The following is a 20,702-nucleotide window of genomic DNA, read 5'->3' as shown; positions in this document are numbered from 1 at the left end:
GCGATTTTTGCTAAGATTTGCACAAATTTTTAGGCATTTTAAAGAGGTTAAAATGAGCTTAAACTACGAAACTTTAAAATCTATATTTTTTAAATTCGATCCTGAAACTGCCCATAAAATCGCAGAACTTGCAATGATCGGAGCAAATAAAATTTTTCCAGGATCATTAAGCTTTGTAGCAAATAAGTGCGTGGTCGATGACAATGCGCTAAAACAAAATTTATTTTCAAGCACTTATCACAACCCAGTTGGCATAGCAGGTGGCTTTGATAAAAACGCCACGATGTTTGAGGCACTAACAGCCCTTGGATTTGGGTATTTAGAATTTGGTACATTTACACCAAAGCCACAGCCCGGCAACGACAAACCAAGGCTTTTTAGACTCATAGATGAAGAGAGTATCCAAAATGCGATGGGTTTTAACAACGATGGCTGCGAGGCTATCAAAAATAGAGTCAAAAAACTTTATCCTTATACTTTACCTATCTGGGCAAATATCGGTAAAAACAAGGTTACACCAAACGAAGATGCAATAAAAGACTATAAAATTTTAGTAAAAGAATTTAGCGAAATTTGCGACACCTTTGTCATAAACGTCTCATCACCAAACACGCCAAATTTAAGAGCCTTGCAAGATGAGAGCTTCATAAAAGAACTTTTTAGCGTCATTTTGCCACTTACTAAAAAACCAATTATCTTTAAAATCGCTCCTGATATGAGCCACGAAGATGCGATCAAGCTTTGTAGCTGCGCGGTAGAAAACGGCGCTAGTGGCGTGCTTGTCTCAAATACAAGCGTTGATTATTCACTCTCTCACTCGTCAAATTTGAAGGATTTTGGTGGACTAAGTGGCAAAGTAGTCGCTCAAAAGTCAAAAGAGATATTTAAAGCTGTGGCAGATGAGCTTTACGGCAAGACGACGCTTATAGCATGTGGCGGCATAGATAGCGGCGCAGAGGCATATGAGCGCATAAAAATGGGAGCAAATTTAGTGCAAATTTTTACAAGCTTTATCTTTAAAGGGCCAATGATCGCAAGAGATATAAATTTAGAAATTTTAGAACTTTTAAAAAGAGATGGCTTTGCCTCTATTAGCGAAGCGGTCGGCATAGATGTTAAAAAATAAAAGGCAAAAGATTGATAAAATTTAATAAAACAAAACTAGAAAACGGACTAGAAATTTATCACGTACCAGTAAATCCTGGCTCAAAAGTGATAAGCGTCGATGTCTTTTATAAAGTTGGATCAAGAAACGAAGTGATGGGCAAAAGCGGCATCGCTCACATGTTAGAGCATCTAAATTTTAAATCAACCAAAAATTTACGAGCTGGTGAATTTGACGAAATAGTAAAAGGCTTTGGCGGCGTAAATAACGCAAGTACAGGCTTTGATTATACCCACTACTTTATAAAAGCGTCAAATGAAAATTTAGACAAAACGCTTGGTCTTTTTGCTGAGCTTATGAAAAATTTAAGCCTAAAAGATAAAGAATTTCAGCCAGAGCGAGACGTGGTGCATGAAGAACGCAGGTGGCGAACAGATAATAACCCTATGGGGTACCTCTACTTTAGACTCTACAACCACGCATTTATCTATCATCCATATCACTGGACACCGATAGGCTTTATAAAAGATATCGAAAACTGGAATATCTCCGACATAAAAGAATTTCACGCTACGTATTATCAGCCCAAAAATGCGATTTTGATGATAAGTGGCGACATCGGCAAGGATGAGGCATTTAAACTGGCTAAGAAAAATTTTAGCGGTATAAAAAACAAAAGAGCCATCCCAAAATCTCACTGTAAAGAACCTGAACAAGACGGCGCAAGAAGAGCTATCATCTACAAAGATAGCCAAACACAAATGCTAGCGATTGCTTACAAAATCCCAAATTTTAAACACGCTGATCAAGTGGGGCTAAACGCGATAAGCGAGTATCTAGCCACTGGCAAAAGCTCTATTTTGCAGCAGCACCTAGTCGATGAGCTAATGCTTGTAAACCAAATTTATGCTTATAATATGAGCTGTGTTGATGAAAATTTATTTATATTTTTAGCAGTTTGCAACCCAGATGTCGAAGCAAACGTGGTTGAGGCTGAAATTTTAAAGATCATAGATGATTTAAAAAATAAGCCAATCGATAAAGATGATGTTTTAAGAGTTAAGAATTTGATAAAAACTGATTTTATTTACTCATTTGAGAGTGCAAGCAAGGTTGCAAATTTATATGGCTCATACCTTGCTAGAGGCGACATAAAGCCTCTTTACGAGCTTGAAAAAAATATCGATAAAATTGATGTAAAACTTTTAAAAGATATAGCAAATAGATATTTTAATGAAAAAACCAGCACAACAATAATATTAAAAAAGGAATAAACGTGGAAAATTCGCTTCAAGGTGCGATGACCGCACTCATTACGCCATTTAAAAATCAAAAAGTAGATGAAGTTAGTTTTGAAAAGCTAATAAAAAGACAGATAAAACACGGCATAGATGTTGTTGTGCCAGTTGGAACCACTGGCGAGAGTGCAACACTGACGCATGATGAGCATAGAATTTGTATCGAAATAGCCGTAGATGCATGTAAAGGCACAAATGTAAAAGTACTAGCTGGTGCTGGCAGTAACGCGACTCACGAAGCTATTGGTATCGCAAAATTTGCTCAAGCTCATGGCGCTGATGGCATCCTATCAGTTGCGCCCTACTACAATAAACCAACACAAGAAGGGCTTTACGAGCACTACAAAGCCATTGCAAATAGCATTGAAATCCCTGTGCTTCTTTACAATGTTCCTGGCAGAGTTGGCGTGGATATCTTGCCAGCGACCGTTTTTAGACTTTTTAAAGAGTGCAAAAATATCTACGGCATCAAAGAGGCTACAGGCAGTATCGATAGATGTGTAGATCTACTAGCTCACGAGCCGAATTTAGTAGTCATTAGCGGTGAAGATGCGATCAACTATCCTATCATATCAAATGGTGGCAAAGGCGTTATCTCAGTTACTGCAAACCTCTTACCAGATCAAATTTCACAGCTTACACACCTTGCAATGAACGAAGAGTACAAAAAAGCAAAACTAATAAACGACAATCTATATACTATAAATAAAACGCTCTTTTGCGAAAGCAATCCAATACCGATCAAAGCAGCGATGTATCTAGCTGGACTCATCGACTCTTTGGAGTATCGCTTGCCACTTTGCAAACCAAGTAAAGAAAATTTCAAAAAGATAGAAGAAGTAATAAAAAATTACGAAATAAAGGGTTTTTAATGAAGGACACACTAAACGAATTTAAAGGTAAAACGCTAGTTATCAGTGGCGGCACTAGAGGCATTGGCAGAGCCATAGTCGAAGAATTTGCAAAAGCTGGCGTAAACATAGCATTTACCTATAACTCAAACGAAGAACTTGCAAATGAGCAAGCAAGAGAGCTTGAGGCAAATTTTAAGATAAAAGCCAGAGCATATGCGCTAAATATCCTAGAGCCAGAAACTTATAAAGAACTATTTTTAAAGATAGACGAGGACTTTGATAGGATTGATTTTTTTATATCAAATGCAATTATATCAGGTCGTGCAGTAGCTGGTGGATACACTAAATTTATGAAGCTAAAACCAAGAGGCATAAACAATATCTTTACAGCAACAGTAAATGCCTTTGTCGTAGGCACTCAAGAAGCTGCAAAACGCATGGAAAAAGTGGGTGGTGGTAGCATCATCAGCCTATCATCGACTGGAAATTTGGTATATATCGAAAACTACGCAGGTCACGGCACAGCAAAAGCAGCCGTTGAAGCTATGGCAAGATACGCTGCAACCGAGCTTGGCGAGAAAAATATCCGTGTAAACGTCGTAAGCGGCGGCCCTATCGAGACAGATGCACTAAGAGCCTTTACAAACTACGAAGAGGTGCGCGATATGACAGCAAAGCTTAGCCCACTAAACCGCATGGGACAGCCGACAGACCTAGCCGGAGCGTGTCTATTTTTATGCTCGTCTAAGGCTAGCTGGGTGACTGGGCATACATTTGTGATCGACGGCGGCACGACATTTAAATGAGAAATTTGAAATTTACAGGCATAAAGGCACATTTGTGAGTTTAAATTTACCAAATTCTTTAGCGTTTTTTAGGATACTTCTGGCTCCACTTATGTTTTTTATGCTCGTAAATGCGCCAGGAATTTTTACGCAAATTCACATGAGCTGGATAAACTACTTTGCAGCTCTTATTTTTGTGATCGCCTCGGTAACTGACTTTTTTGACGGTTACATCGCAAGGAGCTGGGATCAAAAAACTAAGCTTGGAGCGATCCTTGATCCATTGGCAGACAAGATGCTAATTCTTGCTGCATTTTTAGGCCTCATGATGCTTGGAAGGGCTAGCGCTTGGGCTGTCTATCTTATCTTGATAAGAGAATTTTTCATAACTGGCTTTCGTGTCGTGATGGCAAGTGACGGCGTAGAGGTCGCGGCCTCGATGGCAGGCAAAGTAAAAACAGTCTCGCAGATGTTTGCGGTTGGATTTTTACTGATGAGCTGGCCAGGCGGAGAGCTTTTGCTATGGATGGCTGTTGCGCTTACGCTTTATTCTGGATTTGAGTACATTTTTGCCTACATAAAAGCGATGAAAAAGAGCTAAATTTGAGCTACGAATTAAAAGAGATAATTCTAAAACGCACTGCAAATTTAGAGCCAGCTCTGCAAAAACAAGCTAAAAAGCTAAATCAAAAGATCGTCAACACAAATTTTTATCACGATGCTAAAAATTTAGAAAAAATTGGCGCTGTGATCAGCCCTGAGCTAAATGAATTTTTATCAAGCTGCGCTTTAGAATACGACAAAACCCATGCAGATAAATTTGATACGTTTGATAACGACATAGAGACTTTGCGTGGCATTTGGAGTGCGATGAGCTTTTCAAAAAGCCCAGAAATTTTTGACTATCTAAGCATGCAAGCTACTCGCTCAATATCACACCGCTCGTTTGCGCACAGATACATCTTTGAAATTTTACGCTTACAAGAGAAGGCTGGTCGCACACATCCGCTACTTGCCAAGCTTTATGACTATTATGGTGGCTTGCAAACAAAGCTACCCATATATGAGCTTTTGCGCAGTATAGGCGTAAGCCCTGCTGATCCTTATGATTTTAATATCTCACTAAATGCTGTAAATTTTGGCTACTGGTTTAGCAACCAAGGACTAAGCCATGATGAGCTAGCCGGTAAATTTCACTTAGAAATTCGCCTTTTTGCCCCTTTTATAAATGACCATACATTTGAGATAGAGCTTAGAAACGACGCTGTGCCAAGGGCTAGAATAAATTTTAACGATGGCGGCATGAGCTTTTTGCAAGAGTTGCCAAGCGACGTTTTGCCCTGCCCTGATATTTTAAATCTAAAGCCATTTATCGATCAAGCGAAGTCCTATTTTCATATAAATTTTGACATAGACAACAAAGACAAGACCAATATAAGCGCAAGCAAAGGTCTAAATAAAGGTAAAGTCACATCTTGGCTAAGGGAAATTTTTAGCTAAAAACCATTTGAGAGTAAATTTATAAACTTTGGCTAAAATCTCATCAATTTTTTCAAAAAAGGTAAGTTTTGAAAGGTATTTTCTTCACGCTAGCCCTGCTTTGCCTTGGGCTTTATGCGTATTCGTTTTATTTTTTAGTGACCGTTTTAGCCATTAGTTTTCTCATATTTTTTCACGAGCTTGGCCATTTTTTGGCAGCAAGATCGCTAGGCGTCAAAGTAAATACCTTTAGCATCGGCTTTGGCGAGAAAATTTACACCAAAAACGTTGGCGGCACCGACTACTGCCTAAGCGCTATCCCACTTGGAGGATATGTGCAGCTAAAAGGACAAGACGACACCGACCCAAAAGCCAAAAACTACGACGCGGACAGCTACAACGTGCTAAGTCCGCTAAAGCGCATTTACATTCTCTTTGCAGGACCATTTTTTAACTTTATCTTGGCGTTTTTTATATACATTTTGCTTGGATTTATCGGTGTTGAAAAACGTGCGCCAATAGTTGGATATATAGTTGAAGGTTCAGCAGCCGCGAGCGCTGGCATAGCAATAAACGATAAAATTTTAGAGATAAATGGCGTAAAAATAACCGAGTGGGACGAGATCAGTAAAAACGTAAAACTTGAGCCAAGCACCATTTTGATAGACCGCAACGGTTCGTCACTAACTATAAATTTAACACCAAAGATAGGCGAGACGATAAATTTATTTAATGAAAAGGTACAGCAACCACTAATCGGTATTAGATCAAACGGCGAAGTGATAAAAATTTATCACACAGGTTTAGAGAGCCTTAAATTTGCCTTAGGCGAGACTATCGAGGCTTCAAAACTCATCTTTAAAAGCGTCACTAAGATAGTAAGTGGAGCTGTGCCACTAAAAGAGGTCGGCGGTATCTTGCAGATCGCCGATGTCACCTCAAAAGCCGCTCAGATCAGCATCAGCGTGCTACTTCTCATCACAGCTCTCATCTCTGTGAATTTAGGCGTTTTCAATTTATTTCCAGTCCCAGCGCTTGATGGCGGACACATACTTTTTAACCTTTACGAGCTGATCTTTAGACGCGAGGTAAATGAGCGGGTACTTGCCTTACTCACATACTGCGGCTGGGTACTGCTACTTTGCATAATGGTTCTTGCGACCTTTAATGATATCAGGAAACTAAGCGGAGGTTTATGATGATAGTTTTAAGTGAGCTACTTGAAAAGATCGAAAATTTAAGCAAAGACGTGACGCTAATAGCCGTTAGCAAAAACGTCACATGCACTGAGGTAAGGGAGCTTTATGCACAAGGGCAGAGAAATTTTGGCGAAAACAGAGTCCAAGAGCTGGCCAAAAAAGAGCTAGAGCTACAAGATTTCACTGACATCAAATGGCATATGATCGGCCGCTTGCAAAATAACAAAATCAATCAAATGATAAGCCTAAAACCTGTGCTTTGGCAAAGCTGCGATAGCTTTGAAAGAGCCGTAGAGGTCGATAAAAGGCTTAGTTATCGGCTCGATACTCTGCTTCAGATAAACTCGGCTGAGGAGGATACAAAGCAAGGTGTGAGCGTGGCAAATGCGGCTGAAATTTATGAACGCATACAAAGCGAGTGCAAAAATATAAATTTAAAAGGTGTGATGAGTATCGGAGCGCATGTGGATGAGCTAAAAGAGATTCAAAAGAGCTTTGAGCTAACTTATAAAATTTACGAGAGCCTAAAGCCAAAAGGTGCGACTATCTGCTCGATGGGTATGAGTAGTGACTTCGAGCTAGCGATAAAATGTGGCTCAAATATGATTCGCCTTGGCACTATGCTTTATCTATAAATTTATTGCTTTTGCATGCTCTTACTGCTAACGAAATAGATCACTGCTGGAACTATGTAAATTTCTGCCCAAAGAGACTTAAGAAAAAAATTAAATTTAATATTTAGCATCAGCCAAAACTAGAGCAAAAAGTACTTTTACGCCAGCTTTTTCTAGAGTGTTTTTAGCCTCAAGTATCGTTGTGCCAGTGGTTACGATGTCATCTACTAAAATAACTGGCGCAGTGATCTTTTTTAGGATTTTAAAATTTCTTGGGTTATTTTGTCTAAATTGCAAATCCTTACCACTATAGCTGATCTTGCTGGTTGCATGCAGTGCGTGAAATATGGGCTTTAGATTTTTAGCCCTTAGCGCATTTGCCAAAATAGCCGTGTGCGAATAGCCGTGATGCACTCTATCATCTATCGGCAGAGCATAGACTTTCTCCGGTAAGCTAAAGCTTTTAGCAAATTGATTAAATGCAAATTTGGCTAAGTTTTTATATATAAAATATCCGTGCATTTGGTGCTTGGAGTGGATGAGTTCTTTTATTTCAGAGTAGCCGTAAAAGCTATAAATTTTAAAGCCCTCTAGTTCTCTTACTATCGGGCTTGGCTCGCTTAAAATTTGTGAGCAAATTTTACAAAATGTATTTAGCGTAAAGCTCTTGCAAAACGCACAAAACATTAGCTATTTAAAATAGCAATTGCTGTGCGTTTGATAGCGTCATTTATTATTTCAGTCAAAAATGATTTAAATGCTCCACCTGTGGGAATCAACTCAAATTTGGTTTGATTATTTGAAATGTTTTTAACGATGCTTTGATCGCCTTTTTGGATCTTAAGTGTAATCTTAATATTACCTTTTGTATTATCAGTGCCGTATCCACTCATATTTGCTTCAAATTCGTTGATAAAAATTTCAACTACGACGCCGCCCATACCATTTACATTTGCACCGCGCGCCATAAGCTCTTTTTTGAGCGAATCACTAAAATAAGTAGCAAGATCGTTTTGAAGCACGACATATTCTTTTACGGTACCTTTGCTATCAGTGATCGTAGCAATGGTACTTTTATTTTTGCGGTTATCATGCACTGCGCTTATGTAGGCCTCAAAACCGCTATTTTGCTGGCTCGCAGCAGCCTTATATGGATCAAATGCGACAACACTTTGACTTGGTGCACAACCAGTTAAAAATAAAACAAAAAGTCCAAAAATAGCTAAAAATTTAAATTTATTCATCGTTTTTCCTTTTAAAGTTTAGTGATCTCATCGGCTACTTTTATCGCAGCTTGTTTAACTAAAAGTGCGATAAAAAAGTCAAACTGACCAGACTCTGAAACCTCTAGCTTCTCCACATGGTGTCTAGTCGAGATTGGTAACGTTTTTTTGAAATTTATATTTGAAAGAATAAGAAGCCCATTTAGATGTCCATTTAAAATTTCTGAACTTCCCGAATAGCTTCCTCTAAGCTCGTCAAATCTAAAATCAAGCCTGTACGTATAAGGTGATGTTTGAGTATCGACAACAACGATTCCACGAGAATTTAACTCACGTTGCAAAAACATGTAAAAAAGCACTTCAAGGCGTGGATTTGAGTTAAAAACTGCAGTATTTCCTTCAACACCTGTGTAATATATCGATCTTGCGCTACTTCTAGCATCGACGATCCTGTGGAAATAAACCTTTTTTAGCCCAACATTAGTATCGATCATATTTTTTTCCAAGCAGCAGTTTATTGCTACATCACTTTTATATTTGACACCATTTATAAAAAGACCATCGCCTCTGCCTTTACAAGCGCTGCAGTCAGCCGGTATCCTCATAACCTCTTCAAAATACATCTTATCTTCGCTGTTTATGCTCGCACTTTGCACACCATCTATTCCCTCACACGATAGACAAAGGCTAGCTTTAGCCACGCAGCCAGTTAGAAAGACAGCTGCAAAAACTGCTAATAATGTCGCTCTTAGCATTTCACTTCCTTTTGCTCGTTTTGTTTTTTACGAAGATTTCTCACACTCTCTCCTGCTATACCGTAATTATTAGTGTCTATCTCGTCAATGATAACAACAGTATTTTGAGCATTTCTTCCTAAAATTTCGCTTATTAGTTTAGTGACTCCGCTTATCATCTTCTCTTTTTGCTCCACACTTGGGCTATCACCCTCTTTTGTCACGCAAATTTTCACAAACGGCATAGCACTCCTTTTTATAAATTTAGTACTTAAATTTTAATCAAAACCTATCCACCAAAACAATATCCTTGCTGCGGCGGTATCGCAAAGTCAAACGAGACGTGGGTGAAATTTACGACGGGAGTTACCATGATAGGTAATGACCGAGTAAATTTTAGACACAACAAAGTATGACAAAGCGAGACAACGCATTAGTCTATTTTTAGGACGGATAAAAACGCCTCCTGCGGCAAATTCACCTTACCTATCGCCTTCATGCGTTTCTTACCCTCTTTTTGCTTTTCAAGCAACTTTCTCTTACGCGTGATGTCGCCGCCGTAGCACTTAGCTGTGACGTTTTTACCCATTGATTTTACGGTTTCTCTAGCTATGATTTTATTGCCGATGCTAGCTTGTATCGCCACTTCAAAGAGCTGACGTGGCACGATCTCTTTCATCGCCTTTACAAAGTCCCTGCCCTTTGTCTGCGCCTTACTCTCAGGCACGATGATAGATAGTGCATCGACCGTCTCGCCAGCCACTTTTACATCAAGCTTTACTAGATCGCCCACGCGGTAGTCGCTAGGCTCGTAGTCAAAACTCGCGTAGCCTTTAGTACTTGATTTTAGCTTGTCATAAAAGTCCATCACAATCTCGTTCATCGGTATGTCGTACTCAAGCAAAACGCGGTCAGTCGTGATGTAGTCCATCTTTGTTTGTATGCCACGGCGGTTGTTTAAAAGCGTGATAATGTTGCCCAAAAACTCACTTGGTGTGATGATAGTCGCTTTCACGTATGGCTCAAGGATCGAGTCTATTTTATTTACAGGCGGCAACTGGCTTGGGTTTTGTATCTTTAAATTTAGCCCATCAGTTTGGATGACTTCATAAGTCACAGTTGGCGCTGTGGCGATGAGATCAAGGTCAAACTCACGCTCCAGCCTCTCTTTAACTACCTCCATATGAAGAAGACCTAAAAAGCCAACCCTAAAGCCAAATCCAAGTGCGACCGAGGTCTCTGGCTCGTAACTTATCGAGCTATCATTTAGCTTTAGCTTATCCAGCGCGTCACGCAGATCTTCAAATTTATCAGTTTCTATCGGATAAAGTCCTGCAAAAACAAATGGTTTAGCCCTCTCAAAGCCACCAACTGGCTCTTTTAGGGGATTTCTTGACTGCGTTATCGTATCTCCAACTTGCACGTCGCTAACATTTTTAAGTCCTAAAACAACGATACCAACTTCGCCAGCGCTAAGCGTTTTGGTCTTAATCGGCGCGATAGGATTTGGATACATGAGGTCAAGCACGATGTGTTTTTTACCTGTGCCCATAACCAAAATTTCATCATTTTTTGAAATTTCACCATCATAAACACGCACAAGTGCAAGTGCTCCAAGGTAGTTGTCAAACCAACTATCATAAATGAGCGCCTTTGTTGGCTTATTTACATCACCATTTGGCGCTGGAATTCTCGTGATGATCGCTTCAAGCAGCTCTTTTATGCCAACGCCTGTTTTTGCGCTCACTTCGATCGCTCCCGAGCAGTCAAGTCCGATGATATGCTCGATCTCGTCTTTTACTCTAGCAGGATCAGCCGCAGGTAGGTCAATCTTATTTATCACTGGGATAATCTCTAAGTTGTTTTCTAGCGCGATATAGACGTTTGCGATGGTTTGTGCCTCCACACCTTGACTAGCGTCCACTACTAGCAGCGCACCCTCGCAGCTAGCTAGCGAGCGGCTCACCTCGTAGCTAAAGTCGACGTGTCCTGGGGTGTCTATCAAATTTAGAACAAAATTTTCGCCATTTAGTGCGTAGTTTAGGCGCACAGACTGGGCTTTTATCGTGATGCCACGCTCTTTTTCGATATCCATCGTATCCATAATCTGGCTGCTCATCTCACGGTCACTGACGGCGCCACACTCCTGAATAAGGCGGTCAGCAAGCGTACTTTTGCCGTGGTCTATATGAGCGATGATGCTAAAATTTCTGATGTTTTTCATATAAGTTTTACTTTTTACTAAATTTTGGGCTTTATTTTGCCTAAAGTTGATTTAAATGCCAATAAATATATTTTTTCATAAGCCCACCACTAGAGCTTGGCTCTATTCTTAAAAATTTTAATGACAATGTCCAAAGTGCTCATGTCCTTCATCGTCATTTAGCTCACAGATGAGACCAGCTTTGTGCCCAAGGCTCTCGCTCTCAAACTGAAGCGTGACGTGACCGATGCCTGCGTGAGAAAGCTCGTGTTCTATGCGCTTTATCATCTTTGAAATTTCAGCCACGCTTAGCGCATCATCCACCACCACGTGGGCTATGAGCGCATTCGTGCCAGCATTTATCGCCCAGATATGCAGGTCATGCACGATTTTAACGCCATCTACACCCTTTATAACGCCTAAAATTTCATCCGTATCAAGCTTAAGCGGCACGGCTTCGATCAGGATATTAAAGCTATCTTTTAGCAAGCTAGCGCCGCTTTTTATGATGAGTAGCGAGACAAAGATACTTGCGATGCTATCGGCCTGCGTGAAGTTAAATTTCATTACAAGAAGCGCTGCAACGATGGCGCCAACTGAGCCAAGCGTATCACCAAGCACGTGTAGATAAGCACCTTTCATATTTAAATTTTCTTTTGTATCAGCGCTTTTATGCATATAAATAGCTACGACTAAATTTACCACAAGCCCCAAAATACTAACAAAAAGCATCGTTTTTGACTCGATCTGTGGCTCATTAAAAAATCTCACAATCGCCTCAACTATGACAAAAATAGCAAGTGTGACAAGAGCTATGGCGTTTATAAAAGCAGCGATGATCTCGACCCTTTTGTAGCCAAAGGTCTTTTGTAAATTTGCCCTTTTTTCTGCGATCTTAAAAGCAACCAGCGACAAAAAGAGAGCCGCAGCGTCTGAGAGCATGTGAAATGCGTCGCTAATAAGCGCAAGCGAGTTTGAAACGAAGCCAAAGACCGCCTCGACCACCATGAATGTGAAAATTAGAAAAAATGAATTTCTTAAAACAGTTTTATTGCTCGTGTGAATGTGCATACCGCCATGCTCGGCGTGAGAGTGGTGAGAGTAAGTCTCTTGCATCTAAAATGACCACCTTTTACTATTAAATTTAAGTGTCCCTAGCTAGCTCTGGCGCCACCTGACTAGAGGCTAAGCAAGCTAAAAACTGTATAAATATGCCCTGTATCTGCTTTAGTGCCGCTTAAAGATTGAATTTTAAAAATGATAAAAATTTTGTTGTAACTCTTGACATTACAACAAAAAAATATTATACTTCGCTCATCAGTTGTAAATAAAAATATTACAACACAAAGACAAGGAGAACAAAATGAAAAATTATCAAGTTGCAAAGATCGCAAACGAGCCAAGAGTCGAGCTAAAAGAGGCTTTAAATTTAACTGGCTGTGAGGTATCTATAAACGAGCTTCCGGCAAATGTGAGCGTGCCATTTGTCCATGCACATAAGCAAAACGAGGAACTTTACATCATTCTAGATGGTGAGGGTGAGCTTTTCATCGACGGTGAGGTGCTAAAAGTAAGCAAAGGAGACGCGGTGCGCATAGATCCAGAGGGCAAAAGGTGCTTTAGAGCTGGCAAAAACGGCATCAAAATGATCTGTATCCAGACAAAACGCGGTAGCCTAGAGCAATACACCATGAGTGACGGCGTGATAGTTGATGACGTAAAGCCAAGCTGGCTGTAAATTTAGCGAGGCTAGGCACAAAGTGCGAGTGTAAATTTAAAATGTCTATCGACTGTGCGATCAAACAAATCAAATTTAAAGAAGAAATAATAAAAATAGCAATCATAGGTGCAAACGGCAAAAGCGGTGCAAATTTAGTAAAAGAAGCGCTAAAACAAGGTTACGATGTCACAGCGATCGTTAGAAACAAAGAGTATAAAAACGAAATCGTTAAGGTTGTTTATAAAGATATTTTCGAGCTTACAAAGGCCGATCTAGCTGGCTTTGACGCGGTTATCAGCGCATTTGCAGCATGGAGCGAAGAGACTTTCCCGCTTCACAAAAAAGTGGCCGCTCACCTAGTAAATTTACTAGAAGGCACTAGCACAAGACTCATCGTAGTTGGCGGCGCTGGCACGTTATTTGTTGATGACAACGGCACTATGGTCATGGATACGCCAGACTTCCCGGCTGCATATATGGGCGTGGCAAAGGCGACCGCGGAGTCTTATTTTGAGCTAAAAGATAGGAGCAATTTGCTTTGGACATACGTAAGCCCAGCAGGCGACTATGACCCAAATGGTGCTCGTACTGGTAAATACGTGCTTGGTGGAGATAATCTCATCTTAAACTCAAAAAATGAGAGCTATATAAGCTATGCAGACCTTGCGCTTGCGATCATAGACGAGCTAAAAAACAAAAAAATTATACAAAAACGCTTCACAGCAGTTGGCGAGCGAGCATAAAAATTATAGATTTGACATAGCTGGCACAAAAAGTCGGCTTGTCAAATCTAAACTGAAAATAAACTGCTTTTAGTAAAAATTTAAAGTATAATCAGAAAAAATTTCAAGGACAGTTATGCAAGTAGGGATCAAGTTTTCAACCGCGATCCATGTAGTTTTAGCAGCTTGTTTTTTCAAAGGCGAGAAAGTCACGAGCGAATTTATAGCAGGTAGTATAAACACAAATCCTGTCATAGTTAGGCGTCTGCTTGGCACTCTAAAGGCTGCAGGACTCGTGAATGTCGTAGCTGGAGTTGGTGGTGTGAGTCTTGCGAAAGAGCCAAAAGATATAACCCTCCTTCAAATTTTTAACGCAGTAAATGATAAAGAAAAACTTTTTAAGATCCACTCTGACTCGCCCAAAGCCTGCCCGCTTGGTAGCAAGATCGAGGGACTCTTAACTGGTCACTTTTTAAAAGCACAAGAAGCTTTAGAGGATAGTTTAAGGAGTATTACTTTACAAGATCTATTAGATGAACTTATTAATTTATAAAATTTAAAAAACAGGCAAACTAAGTTATAGAATTTAAAAAGTAGGCTGATATATAAAAAACCAATCTATTTTATTTATTAGGAACGCTATGCGCTCCTAACTATTTTTATATACTTTATGTAAGAATTTTTATAAATTTCTAGATTTATTACTCTTTGCTCTTCTCTTTTTTAGCTTTACTCTTTTTCTCTGCTTTATCTTTTAGGCTTTCTTTCTTATCTTTTATCTCTTTTATACTATCATCTTTAGCACTATCTTTTTTCTCTTTTACTTCATCACTCTTTTTGCTTACCTTTTCTTTTATCTCATCTTTTTTAGATTTTATTTTAGATTTTGTGTCGTCTATTTTTGTAGTGCCTGATACTGATATATCTGATTTTAAATTTTCAAATGTCTTATCGCCTATACCATTTACATTTTTTATATCTTCTATTGAGTTAAATTTATTTGCTTTTCTATACTCTATTATTGCATCTGCCTTTGAAGATCCTATACCATCTAAACTCATTAACTCTTCTTTTGTGGCGGTGTTTAAATTTATGGCTGCTAGTAATGTAGAAGCTGCTGCTAATAGTGAGAATATAATCTTTTTCATTTTTGTCCTTTTTGGGTAAATTTGGGTTTGGAGTCTATCATATTTGGTGTTTTTAGTCAACACTTGTATAAAAGCATAAACTAAAAGATATTTATAAACATAGAGATAAAAAGTCTGATTATTTAAAAAATAAATAAATGTAAGATTTGATATTTTGTTATAAATTAAGAAATAATATTAAAAGAAGATTGCTTAGATAAAGAAGATTAAAATTAACAAAGCCCGCAACGACCTACTTTTCCAACATCCCAGTAAGGGAGAGTATCATCAGCCAGGACGAGCTTAGCTTCTTGGTTCGAGATGGAGCAAGGCGTTTCCTCGTCTGTATAGTCACGGGCAGTGTTAAATAAAAGATATATTAGATAAATCTCTTATTTAACACTACTTGATAAAGTTAAAAGTCATAAACAAAGTTTTGCAAAAACATATCTTATTAAGTTTTTATCCTTAACAAGGAAGTGATGCTTATAAAAAGATAAGCAGACGAGCTATTAGTACTGGTCAGCTAAAGGACTTTCATCCATTACACACCCAGCCTATCAAACACATAGTCTATATGAGCTCTTAAAAGAAGATTCATCTTGGAGTTGGCTTCCTGCTTAGATGCTTTCAGCAGTTATCACATCCCAACATAGCTACCGAGCGGTGCTCTTGGCAGAACAACTCGTACACCAGTGGTTGGTTCGACCCGGTCCTCTCGTACTAGGGTCAACTCTCCTCAATCTTCTTGCGCCCACGGCAGATAGGGACCGAACTGTCTCACGACGTTCTGAACCCAGCTCGCGTACCGCTTTAAATGGCGAACAGCCATACCCTTGGGACCTGCTCCAGCCCCAGGATGCGATGAGCCGACATCGAGGTGCCAAACCTCCCCGTCGATGTGAGCTCTTGGGGGAGATCAGCCTGTTATCCCCGGGGTACCTTTTATCCTTTGAGCGATGGCCCTTCCACACAGAACCACCGGATCACTAAGACCGACTTTCGTCTCTGCTTGACGTGTATGTCTCGCAGTTAAGCTGGCTTATGCCTTTATACTCTACGAACGATTTCCAACCGTTCTGAGCCAACCTTTGTAAGCCTCCGTTACATTTTGGGAGGCGACCGCCCCAGTCAAACTACCCACCAGACATTGTCCTACTTGAGGATAACTCAAGCTAGTTAGCTATCAGAATAAAAAAGAGTGGTATCTCAACAATGGCTCACCATAAACTGGCGTCTATGGATCAAAGCCTCCCACCTATCCTGCACATTTTTATCCCAATAGCAGTGTCAAGCTGTAGTAAAGGTCCACGGGGTCTTTCCGTCTTGCCGCGGGTAGGAGGAATTTTCACCTCCACTACAATTTCACTGGATCCCTCTTCGAGACAGCTCCCATCTCGTTACGCCATTCATGCAGGTCGATATTTAATCGACAAGGAATTTCGCTACCTTAGGACCGTTATAGTTACGGCCGCCGTTTACTCGGGCTTCGATCAAACGCTTCGCAAAGCTAACGTCATCAATTAACCTTCGAGCACCGGGCAGGCGTCACACCCTATACATCCTCTTACGAGTTAGCAGAGTGCTGTGTTTTTGGTAAACAGTCGGGAGGGACTCTTTGTTGTAACCTTCAATGCTTACGGAGTAAATCCTTCACAAAGTTAGGCACACCTTATACCGAAGATACGGTGCTATTTTGCAGAGTTCCTTGAAGAGAGTTCTTCCACGCGCCTTAGAATACTCATCCCACCCACCTGTGTCGGTTTACGGTACGGGCAACTATAACTAAACTTAGAAACTTTTCTTGGCTCGACAGTATCGGCAATTCGCTATCCGTTCCGAAGAACTTCAAACGCCTGTGGGGTCTCGGCTTAAAAAGATCCGGATTTGCCTGGATCTTAACCTACACCTTTCGACTAGCACTACCATCCGCTAGCTTGCTTAACTCTAAGCGTCCTTCCATCGCACATTATAGTTGGCATTGGAATATTAACCAATTTTCCATCGCATACCCCTTTCGGACTTTGCTTAGGACCCGGCTAACCCTACGATGACGAGCATCGCGTAGGAAACCTTGGGTTTACGGCGTTGGGGATTCTCACCCCAATTATCGCTACTCATGCCTGCATGCTCACTTGTATTCGCTCCAGCACTCCTTACCGGTATACCTTCAACGCAAATACAACGCTCTCCTACCACTTAGTAAAACTAAGTCTAAAGCTTCGGTACTCATTTTAGCCCCGTTATATTTTCCGCGCAGAATCACTAGACCAGTGAGCTATTACGCTTTCTTTAAAGGATGGCTGCTTCTAAGCCAACCTCCTGGTTGTTTAAGTAACTCCACATCGTTTTCCACTTAAATGAGATTTAGGGACCTTAGCTGTTAGTCTGGGTTGTTCCCCTCTCGACGACGGATTTTATCACTCGCCGCCTGACTGCCATGATTACACACTAGGTATTCGGAGTTTGATAGGGTTTGGTACATTGGTGTATGCCCTAGCCCATTCAGTGCTCTACCCCCTAGTGTTACTACATGACGCTATACCTAAATATATTTCGGAGAGAACCAGCTATCACGATGTTTGATTGGCCTTTCACCCCTATCCACAAGTCATCCCATAGCTTTTCAACGCTAGCGGGTTCGGTCCTCCACCGGCTCTTACACCGGTTTCAACCTGCTCATGGATAGATCACATCGTTTCGGGTCTGCAACGTCTGACTAAACGCCCTATTAAGACTTGCTTTCGCTACGGCTCCGGGTTTCCTTAACCTTGCCAGACATCACAACTCGCAGGCTCATTATGCAAAAGGCAGTCCATCACCCTGATAAATCATAGGGCTCTGAATGATTGTAAGCAAATGGTTTCAGGTTCTATTTCACTCTGATCACCTCAGTTCTTTTCACCTTTCCCTCACGGTACTTGTGCACTATCGGTCTAGTAGTAGTATTTAGGGTTGGATAGTGGTCTACCCAGCTTCAGACAGAATATCACGTGTTCCGCCCTACTCAGGATACTGCTAAGTAAAACAAAGCTTTCATATACGGGAGTATCACCCTCTATGCTTAATCTTTCCAAATTATTCTATTAGCTAAGTTTAGTCTATATTGCAGTCCTACAACCCCGTTAGTAAACTAACGGTTTGCCCTCTTACGCGTTCGCTCGCCGCTACTAGCGTAATCTCTTTTGATTTCTTTTCCTGAGGGTACTAAGATGTTTCAATTCCCCTCGTTCGCTCCATATTAGGTAGTTAAGCTCGCGCTTAACTGGGTTGCCCCATTCAGAAATTCCCGGATCAAAGCCCCTTGACGGCTCCCCGAGACTTATCGCAGCCTGGCACGTCTTTCATCGCCTCTACTAGCCAAGGCATCCACCACTTGCTCTTTGTAGCTTACCTTTTCTATATTAGATTATTCTAATTCGCATCACTTCCTTGTTAAAGATAACTTTATGTTACTATATTTAAATTCTAGCTCTCAAGACGGAAAGCATTGACTACTATTTAGATAAGTTTTAAATCCTAAATAGATTGTGATGTCAAACTTTTGCATTAAATACAAAGAGAATAGAAATTTAAATCTTTAACAAGTCCTGTAAAATTGTTTTTAAAACTTGCTTGTGACTATTAACAATATTAATTAAAAGAACATTTAGACAAAAGTCTAATTAGAAAGTTTAAATTTTTAAGCTCTCTAATTAGACTTAATATAGTTAAACTATTTTATGGTGGAGAATAGCGGGATCGAACCGCTGACCTCCTGCGTGCAAAGCAGGCGCTCTCCCAGCTGAGCTAATTCCCCAATTAAATTCTCTGGTGGGCCTAACAAGACTTGAACTTGTGACCTCACCCTTATCAGGGGTGCACTCTAACCAGCTGAGCTATAGGCCCCTATAGGTCTATCAATCTTTCAAAACTAAACAAGGATGATTGAGAATATCTTTCTTATAGATATCTTGTGAGAGAATATCTATATGTACTCTAGAAAGGAGGTGATCCAACCGCAGGTTCTCCTACGGTTACCTTGTTACGACTTCACCCCAGTCGCTGATTCCACTGTGGACGGTAACTAATTTAGTATTCCGGCTTCGAGTGAAATCAACTCCCATGGTGTGACGGGCGGTGAGTACAAGACCCGGGAACGTATTCACCGTAGCATGGCTGATCTACGATTACTAGCGATTCCGGCTTCATGGAGTCGAGTTGCAGACTCCAATCCGAACTGGGACATATTTTATAGATTTGCTCCATCTCGCGATATTGCTTCTCATTGTATATGCCATTGTAGCACGTGTGTCGCCCCGGACATAAGGGCCATGATGACTTGACGTCGTCCACACCTTCCTCCTCCTTACGAAGGCAGTCTCATTAGAGTGCTCAGCCGAACTGTTAGCAACTAATGACGTGGGTTGCGCTCGTTGCGGGACTTAACCCAACATCTCACGACACGAGCTGACGACAGCCGTGCAGCACCTGTCTTAACATTTCTGCAAGCAGACACTCTTCTATCTCTAGATGATTTGTTAGATATCAAGTCCGGGTAAGGTTCTTCGCGTATCTTCGAATTAAACCACATGCTCCACCGCTTGTGCGGGTCCCCGTCTATTCCTTTGAGTTTTAATCTTGCGACCGTACTCCCCAGGCGGTATACTTAATCCGTTAGGTGCATTACTGCCAAGACTAGCTTAGCAACAACTAGTATACATCGTTTAGGGCGTGGACTACCAGGGTATCTAATCCTGTTTGCTCCCCACGCTTTCACGCATTAGCGTCAGTTGAGTTCCAGCAGATCGCCTTCGCAATGGGTATTCCTGGTGATCTCTACGGATTTTACCCCTACACCACCAATTCCATCTGCCTCTCCCTCACTCTAGATTACCAGTTTCCCAAGCAGTTCTATGGTTAAGCCATAGGATTTCACAAGAGACTTGATAATCCGCCTACGCGTCCTTTACGCCCAGTGATTCCGAGTAACGCTTGCACCCTCCGTATTACCGCGGCTGCTGGCACGGAGTTAGCCGGTGCTTATTCGTTAGGTACCGTCATTGTTCTTCCCTAACAAAAGGAGTTTACGCTCCGAAAAGTGTCATCCTCCACGCGGCGTTGCTGCTTCAGGGTTTCCCCCATTGAGCAATATTCCCTACTGCTGCCTCCCGTAGGAGTCTGGACCGTGTCTCAGTTCCAGTGTGACTGATCATCCTCTCAGACCAGTTATGCGTCATAGCCTTGGTGAGCCATTACCTCACCAACTAGCTGATACAATATAGCCTCATCCTACACCGAAAAACTTTCCCTATCTAACTTATGTAAGACAGGAGTATAGAGTATTAGCAGCCGTTTCCAACTGTTGTCCTCTAGTGTAGGGCAGATTAGCTATACATTACTCACCCGTGCGCCACTAACTCATAAGAGCAAGCTCTTACTTGTCCGTTCGACTTGCATGTATTAGGCACGCCGCCAGCGTTCACTCTGAGCCAGGATCAAACTCTCCATATTAATTACCTATCAAAATTTATTTAATAGGATTTTATTATGAAGTTTTTAATCAAAAAAACTTTTAGTTTTATTTATTAGTTTGTCTAATCTATTATAAATTATAAAATAATAGACTGGCTCAATCGATCACTTGTTTAGATTTCAAA

General features: G+C 40.7%; 18 protein-coding genes, 2 tRNA genes and 3 rRNA genes. 11 read left to right on the top strand and 12 right to left on the bottom strand.

From position 1 onward, the window contains the following. Positions 1-52: 52 nt before the first annotated feature. The 8 genes from CVS97_RS01045 (at position 53) to CVS97_RS01010 (ending at position 7,355) form a co-directional block, all read left to right on the top strand. Positions 53-1,126 carry a quinone-dependent dihydroorotate dehydrogenase gene (locus CVS97_RS01045; protein WP_107785190.1) on the top strand — a complete coding sequence of 358 codons (1,074 nt, stop codon included), beginning with the start codon at positions 53-55 and terminating at the stop codon, positions 1,124-1,126. Positions 1,127-1,137: 11 nt separating this feature from the next. Further along, on the top strand, positions 1,138-2,379 hold the full coding sequence (locus CVS97_RS01040) for a M16 family metallopeptidase (protein ID WP_107784766.1): 1,242 nt from the start codon (positions 1,138-1,140) through the stop codon (positions 2,377-2,379). Positions 2,380-2,405: 26 nt separating this feature from the next. Beyond that, positions 2,406-3,275 carry a 4-hydroxy-tetrahydrodipicolinate synthase gene (gene dapA / locus CVS97_RS01035; protein WP_035167707.1) on the top strand — a complete coding sequence of 290 codons (870 nt, stop codon included), beginning with the start codon at positions 2,406-2,408 and terminating at the stop codon, positions 3,273-3,275. Then, complete coding sequence (locus CVS97_RS01030) at positions 3,275-4,063, top strand: enoyl-ACP reductase (RefSeq protein ID WP_107784765.1); 789 nt, start codon at positions 3,275-3,277, stop codon at positions 4,061-4,063. The genes dapA and CVS97_RS01030 overlap by 1 nt, the downstream gene beginning before the upstream one ends. Before the next feature lie 34 nt (positions 4,064-4,097). Further along, positions 4,098-4,643: a CDP-diacylglycerol--glycerol-3-phosphate 3-phosphatidyltransferase gene (gene pgsA / locus CVS97_RS01025; RefSeq protein ID WP_107784764.1), complete on the top strand. Its 546-nt coding sequence runs from the start codon at positions 4,098-4,100 to the stop codon at positions 4,641-4,643. A 2-nt stretch (positions 4,644-4,645) separates the two neighbouring features. Next, complete coding sequence (locus CVS97_RS01020) at positions 4,646-5,542, top strand: hypothetical protein (RefSeq protein WP_107784763.1); 897 nt, start codon at positions 4,646-4,648, stop codon at positions 5,540-5,542. Positions 5,543-5,610: 68 nt separating this feature from the next. Then, entirely contained in the window at positions 5,611-6,720 is a 1,110-nt protein-coding gene (gene rseP / locus CVS97_RS01015) for an RIP metalloprotease RseP (protein WP_107784762.1), read from the top strand. Further along, a complete protein-coding gene (locus CVS97_RS01010) occupies positions 6,717-7,355 on the top strand; it encodes a YggS family pyridoxal phosphate-dependent enzyme (RefSeq protein ID WP_199905976.1) in 639 nt (212 codons plus the stop codon). The genes rseP and CVS97_RS01010 overlap by 4 nt, the downstream gene beginning before the upstream one ends. Before the next feature lie 96 nt (positions 7,356-7,451). Here CVS97_RS01010 and CVS97_RS01005 read toward each other — a convergent pair whose 3' ends face one another. From CVS97_RS01005 to CVS97_RS00980, 6 genes are all read right to left on the bottom strand, one after another. Continuing rightward, positions 7,452-8,021: a ComF family protein gene (locus CVS97_RS01005; protein ID WP_107784761.1), complete on the bottom strand. Its 570-nt coding sequence runs from the start codon at positions 8,019-8,021 to the stop codon at positions 7,452-7,454. Then, the gene (locus CVS97_RS01000; protein WP_107784760.1) at positions 8,021-8,578 is read right to left on the bottom strand and encodes a YajG family lipoprotein; all 558 of its coding nucleotides are present in this window, start codon (positions 8,576-8,578) and stop codon (positions 8,021-8,023) included. Before CVS97_RS01000 ends, CVS97_RS01005 begins: the two co-directional genes overlap by 1 nt. An 11-nt stretch (positions 8,579-8,589) precedes the next feature. After that, on the bottom strand, positions 8,590-9,312 hold the full coding sequence (locus tag CVS97_RS00995) for a hypothetical protein (protein ID WP_107784759.1): 723 nt from the start codon (positions 9,310-9,312) through the stop codon (positions 8,590-8,592). Then, a complete protein-coding gene (locus tag CVS97_RS00990) occupies positions 9,306-9,536 on the bottom strand; it encodes a 2-hydroxymuconate tautomerase family protein (protein ID WP_103582888.1) in 231 nt (76 codons plus the stop codon). The genes CVS97_RS00995 and CVS97_RS00990 overlap by 7 nt, the downstream gene beginning before the upstream one ends. A 188-nt stretch (positions 9,537-9,724) precedes the next feature. Beyond that, a complete protein-coding gene (lepA, locus tag CVS97_RS00985) occupies positions 9,725-11,515 on the bottom strand; it encodes a translation elongation factor 4 (protein WP_107784758.1) in 1,791 nt (596 codons plus the stop codon). 117 nt (positions 11,516-11,632) lie between these two features. Beyond that, the gene (locus tag CVS97_RS00980; RefSeq protein ID WP_234401418.1) at positions 11,633-12,610 is read right to left on the bottom strand and encodes a cation diffusion facilitator family transporter; all 978 of its coding nucleotides are present in this window, start codon (positions 12,608-12,610) and stop codon (positions 11,633-11,635) included. Between the two features lie 247 nt (positions 12,611-12,857). Here CVS97_RS00980 and CVS97_RS00975 point away from each other — a divergent pair, with 247 nt between their 5' ends. The 3 genes from CVS97_RS00975 to CVS97_RS00965 all read left to right on the top strand — a co-directional run bounded on the left by CVS97_RS00975 (position 12,858) and on the right by CVS97_RS00965 (position 14,489). Continuing rightward, entirely contained in the window at positions 12,858-13,232 is a 375-nt protein-coding gene (locus tag CVS97_RS00975) for a cupin domain-containing protein (RefSeq protein WP_107784757.1), read from the top strand. Between the two features lie 89 nt (positions 13,233-13,321). Beyond that, on the top strand, positions 13,322-13,957 hold the full coding sequence (locus CVS97_RS00970; RefSeq protein ID WP_107785187.1) for an NAD(P)-dependent oxidoreductase: 636 nt from the start codon (positions 13,322-13,324) through the stop codon (positions 13,955-13,957). A gap of 115 nt (positions 13,958-14,072) precedes the next feature. Continuing rightward, positions 14,073-14,489, top strand: coding sequence for an Rrf2 family transcriptional regulator (locus CVS97_RS00965; protein WP_107784756.1), 417 nt, complete (start codon positions 14,073-14,075; stop codon positions 14,487-14,489). 148 nt (positions 14,490-14,637) lie between these two features. On the opposite strand, the gene CVS97_RS09575 is transcribed toward CVS97_RS00965, so the two are convergent. The 6 genes from CVS97_RS09575 to CVS97_RS00935 form a co-directional block, all read right to left on the bottom strand. Continuing rightward, positions 14,638-15,084, bottom strand: a complete 447-nt coding sequence (locus CVS97_RS09575; RefSeq protein WP_107784704.1) for a helix-hairpin-helix domain-containing protein — start codon at positions 15,082-15,084, stop codon at positions 14,638-14,640. Between the two features lie 219 nt (positions 15,085-15,303). Then, a 5S ribosomal RNA gene (gene rrf, locus CVS97_RS00955) occupies positions 15,304-15,422 on the bottom strand. A gap of 133 nt (positions 15,423-15,555) precedes the next feature. Further along, a 23S ribosomal RNA gene (locus CVS97_RS00950) occupies positions 15,556-18,459 on the bottom strand. A 327-nt stretch (positions 18,460-18,786) separates the two neighbouring features. After that, positions 18,787-18,862: transfer RNA gene (locus CVS97_RS00945), tRNA-Ala, on the bottom strand. A gap of 12 nt (positions 18,863-18,874) precedes the next feature. Then, positions 18,875-18,951: transfer RNA gene (locus CVS97_RS00940), tRNA-Ile, on the bottom strand. 94 nt (positions 18,952-19,045) lie between these two features. After that, positions 19,046-20,556, bottom strand: a 16S ribosomal RNA gene (locus tag CVS97_RS00935). The 16S, 23S and 5S rRNA genes sit together here with 2 tRNA genes alongside, the layout of an rRNA operon. Positions 20,557-20,702: the final 146 nt, after the last annotated feature.

Origin of the sequence: Campylobacter concisus (genome assembly GCF_003049735.1) — a bacterium.
GTDB classification, from domain to species: Bacteria; Campylobacterota; Campylobacteria; order Campylobacterales; family Campylobacteraceae; genus Campylobacter_A; species Campylobacter_A concisus_AN.
Note: the sequence above shows the minus strand (reverse complement) of the source record. Positions and strands in the feature narration are given on the sequence as shown.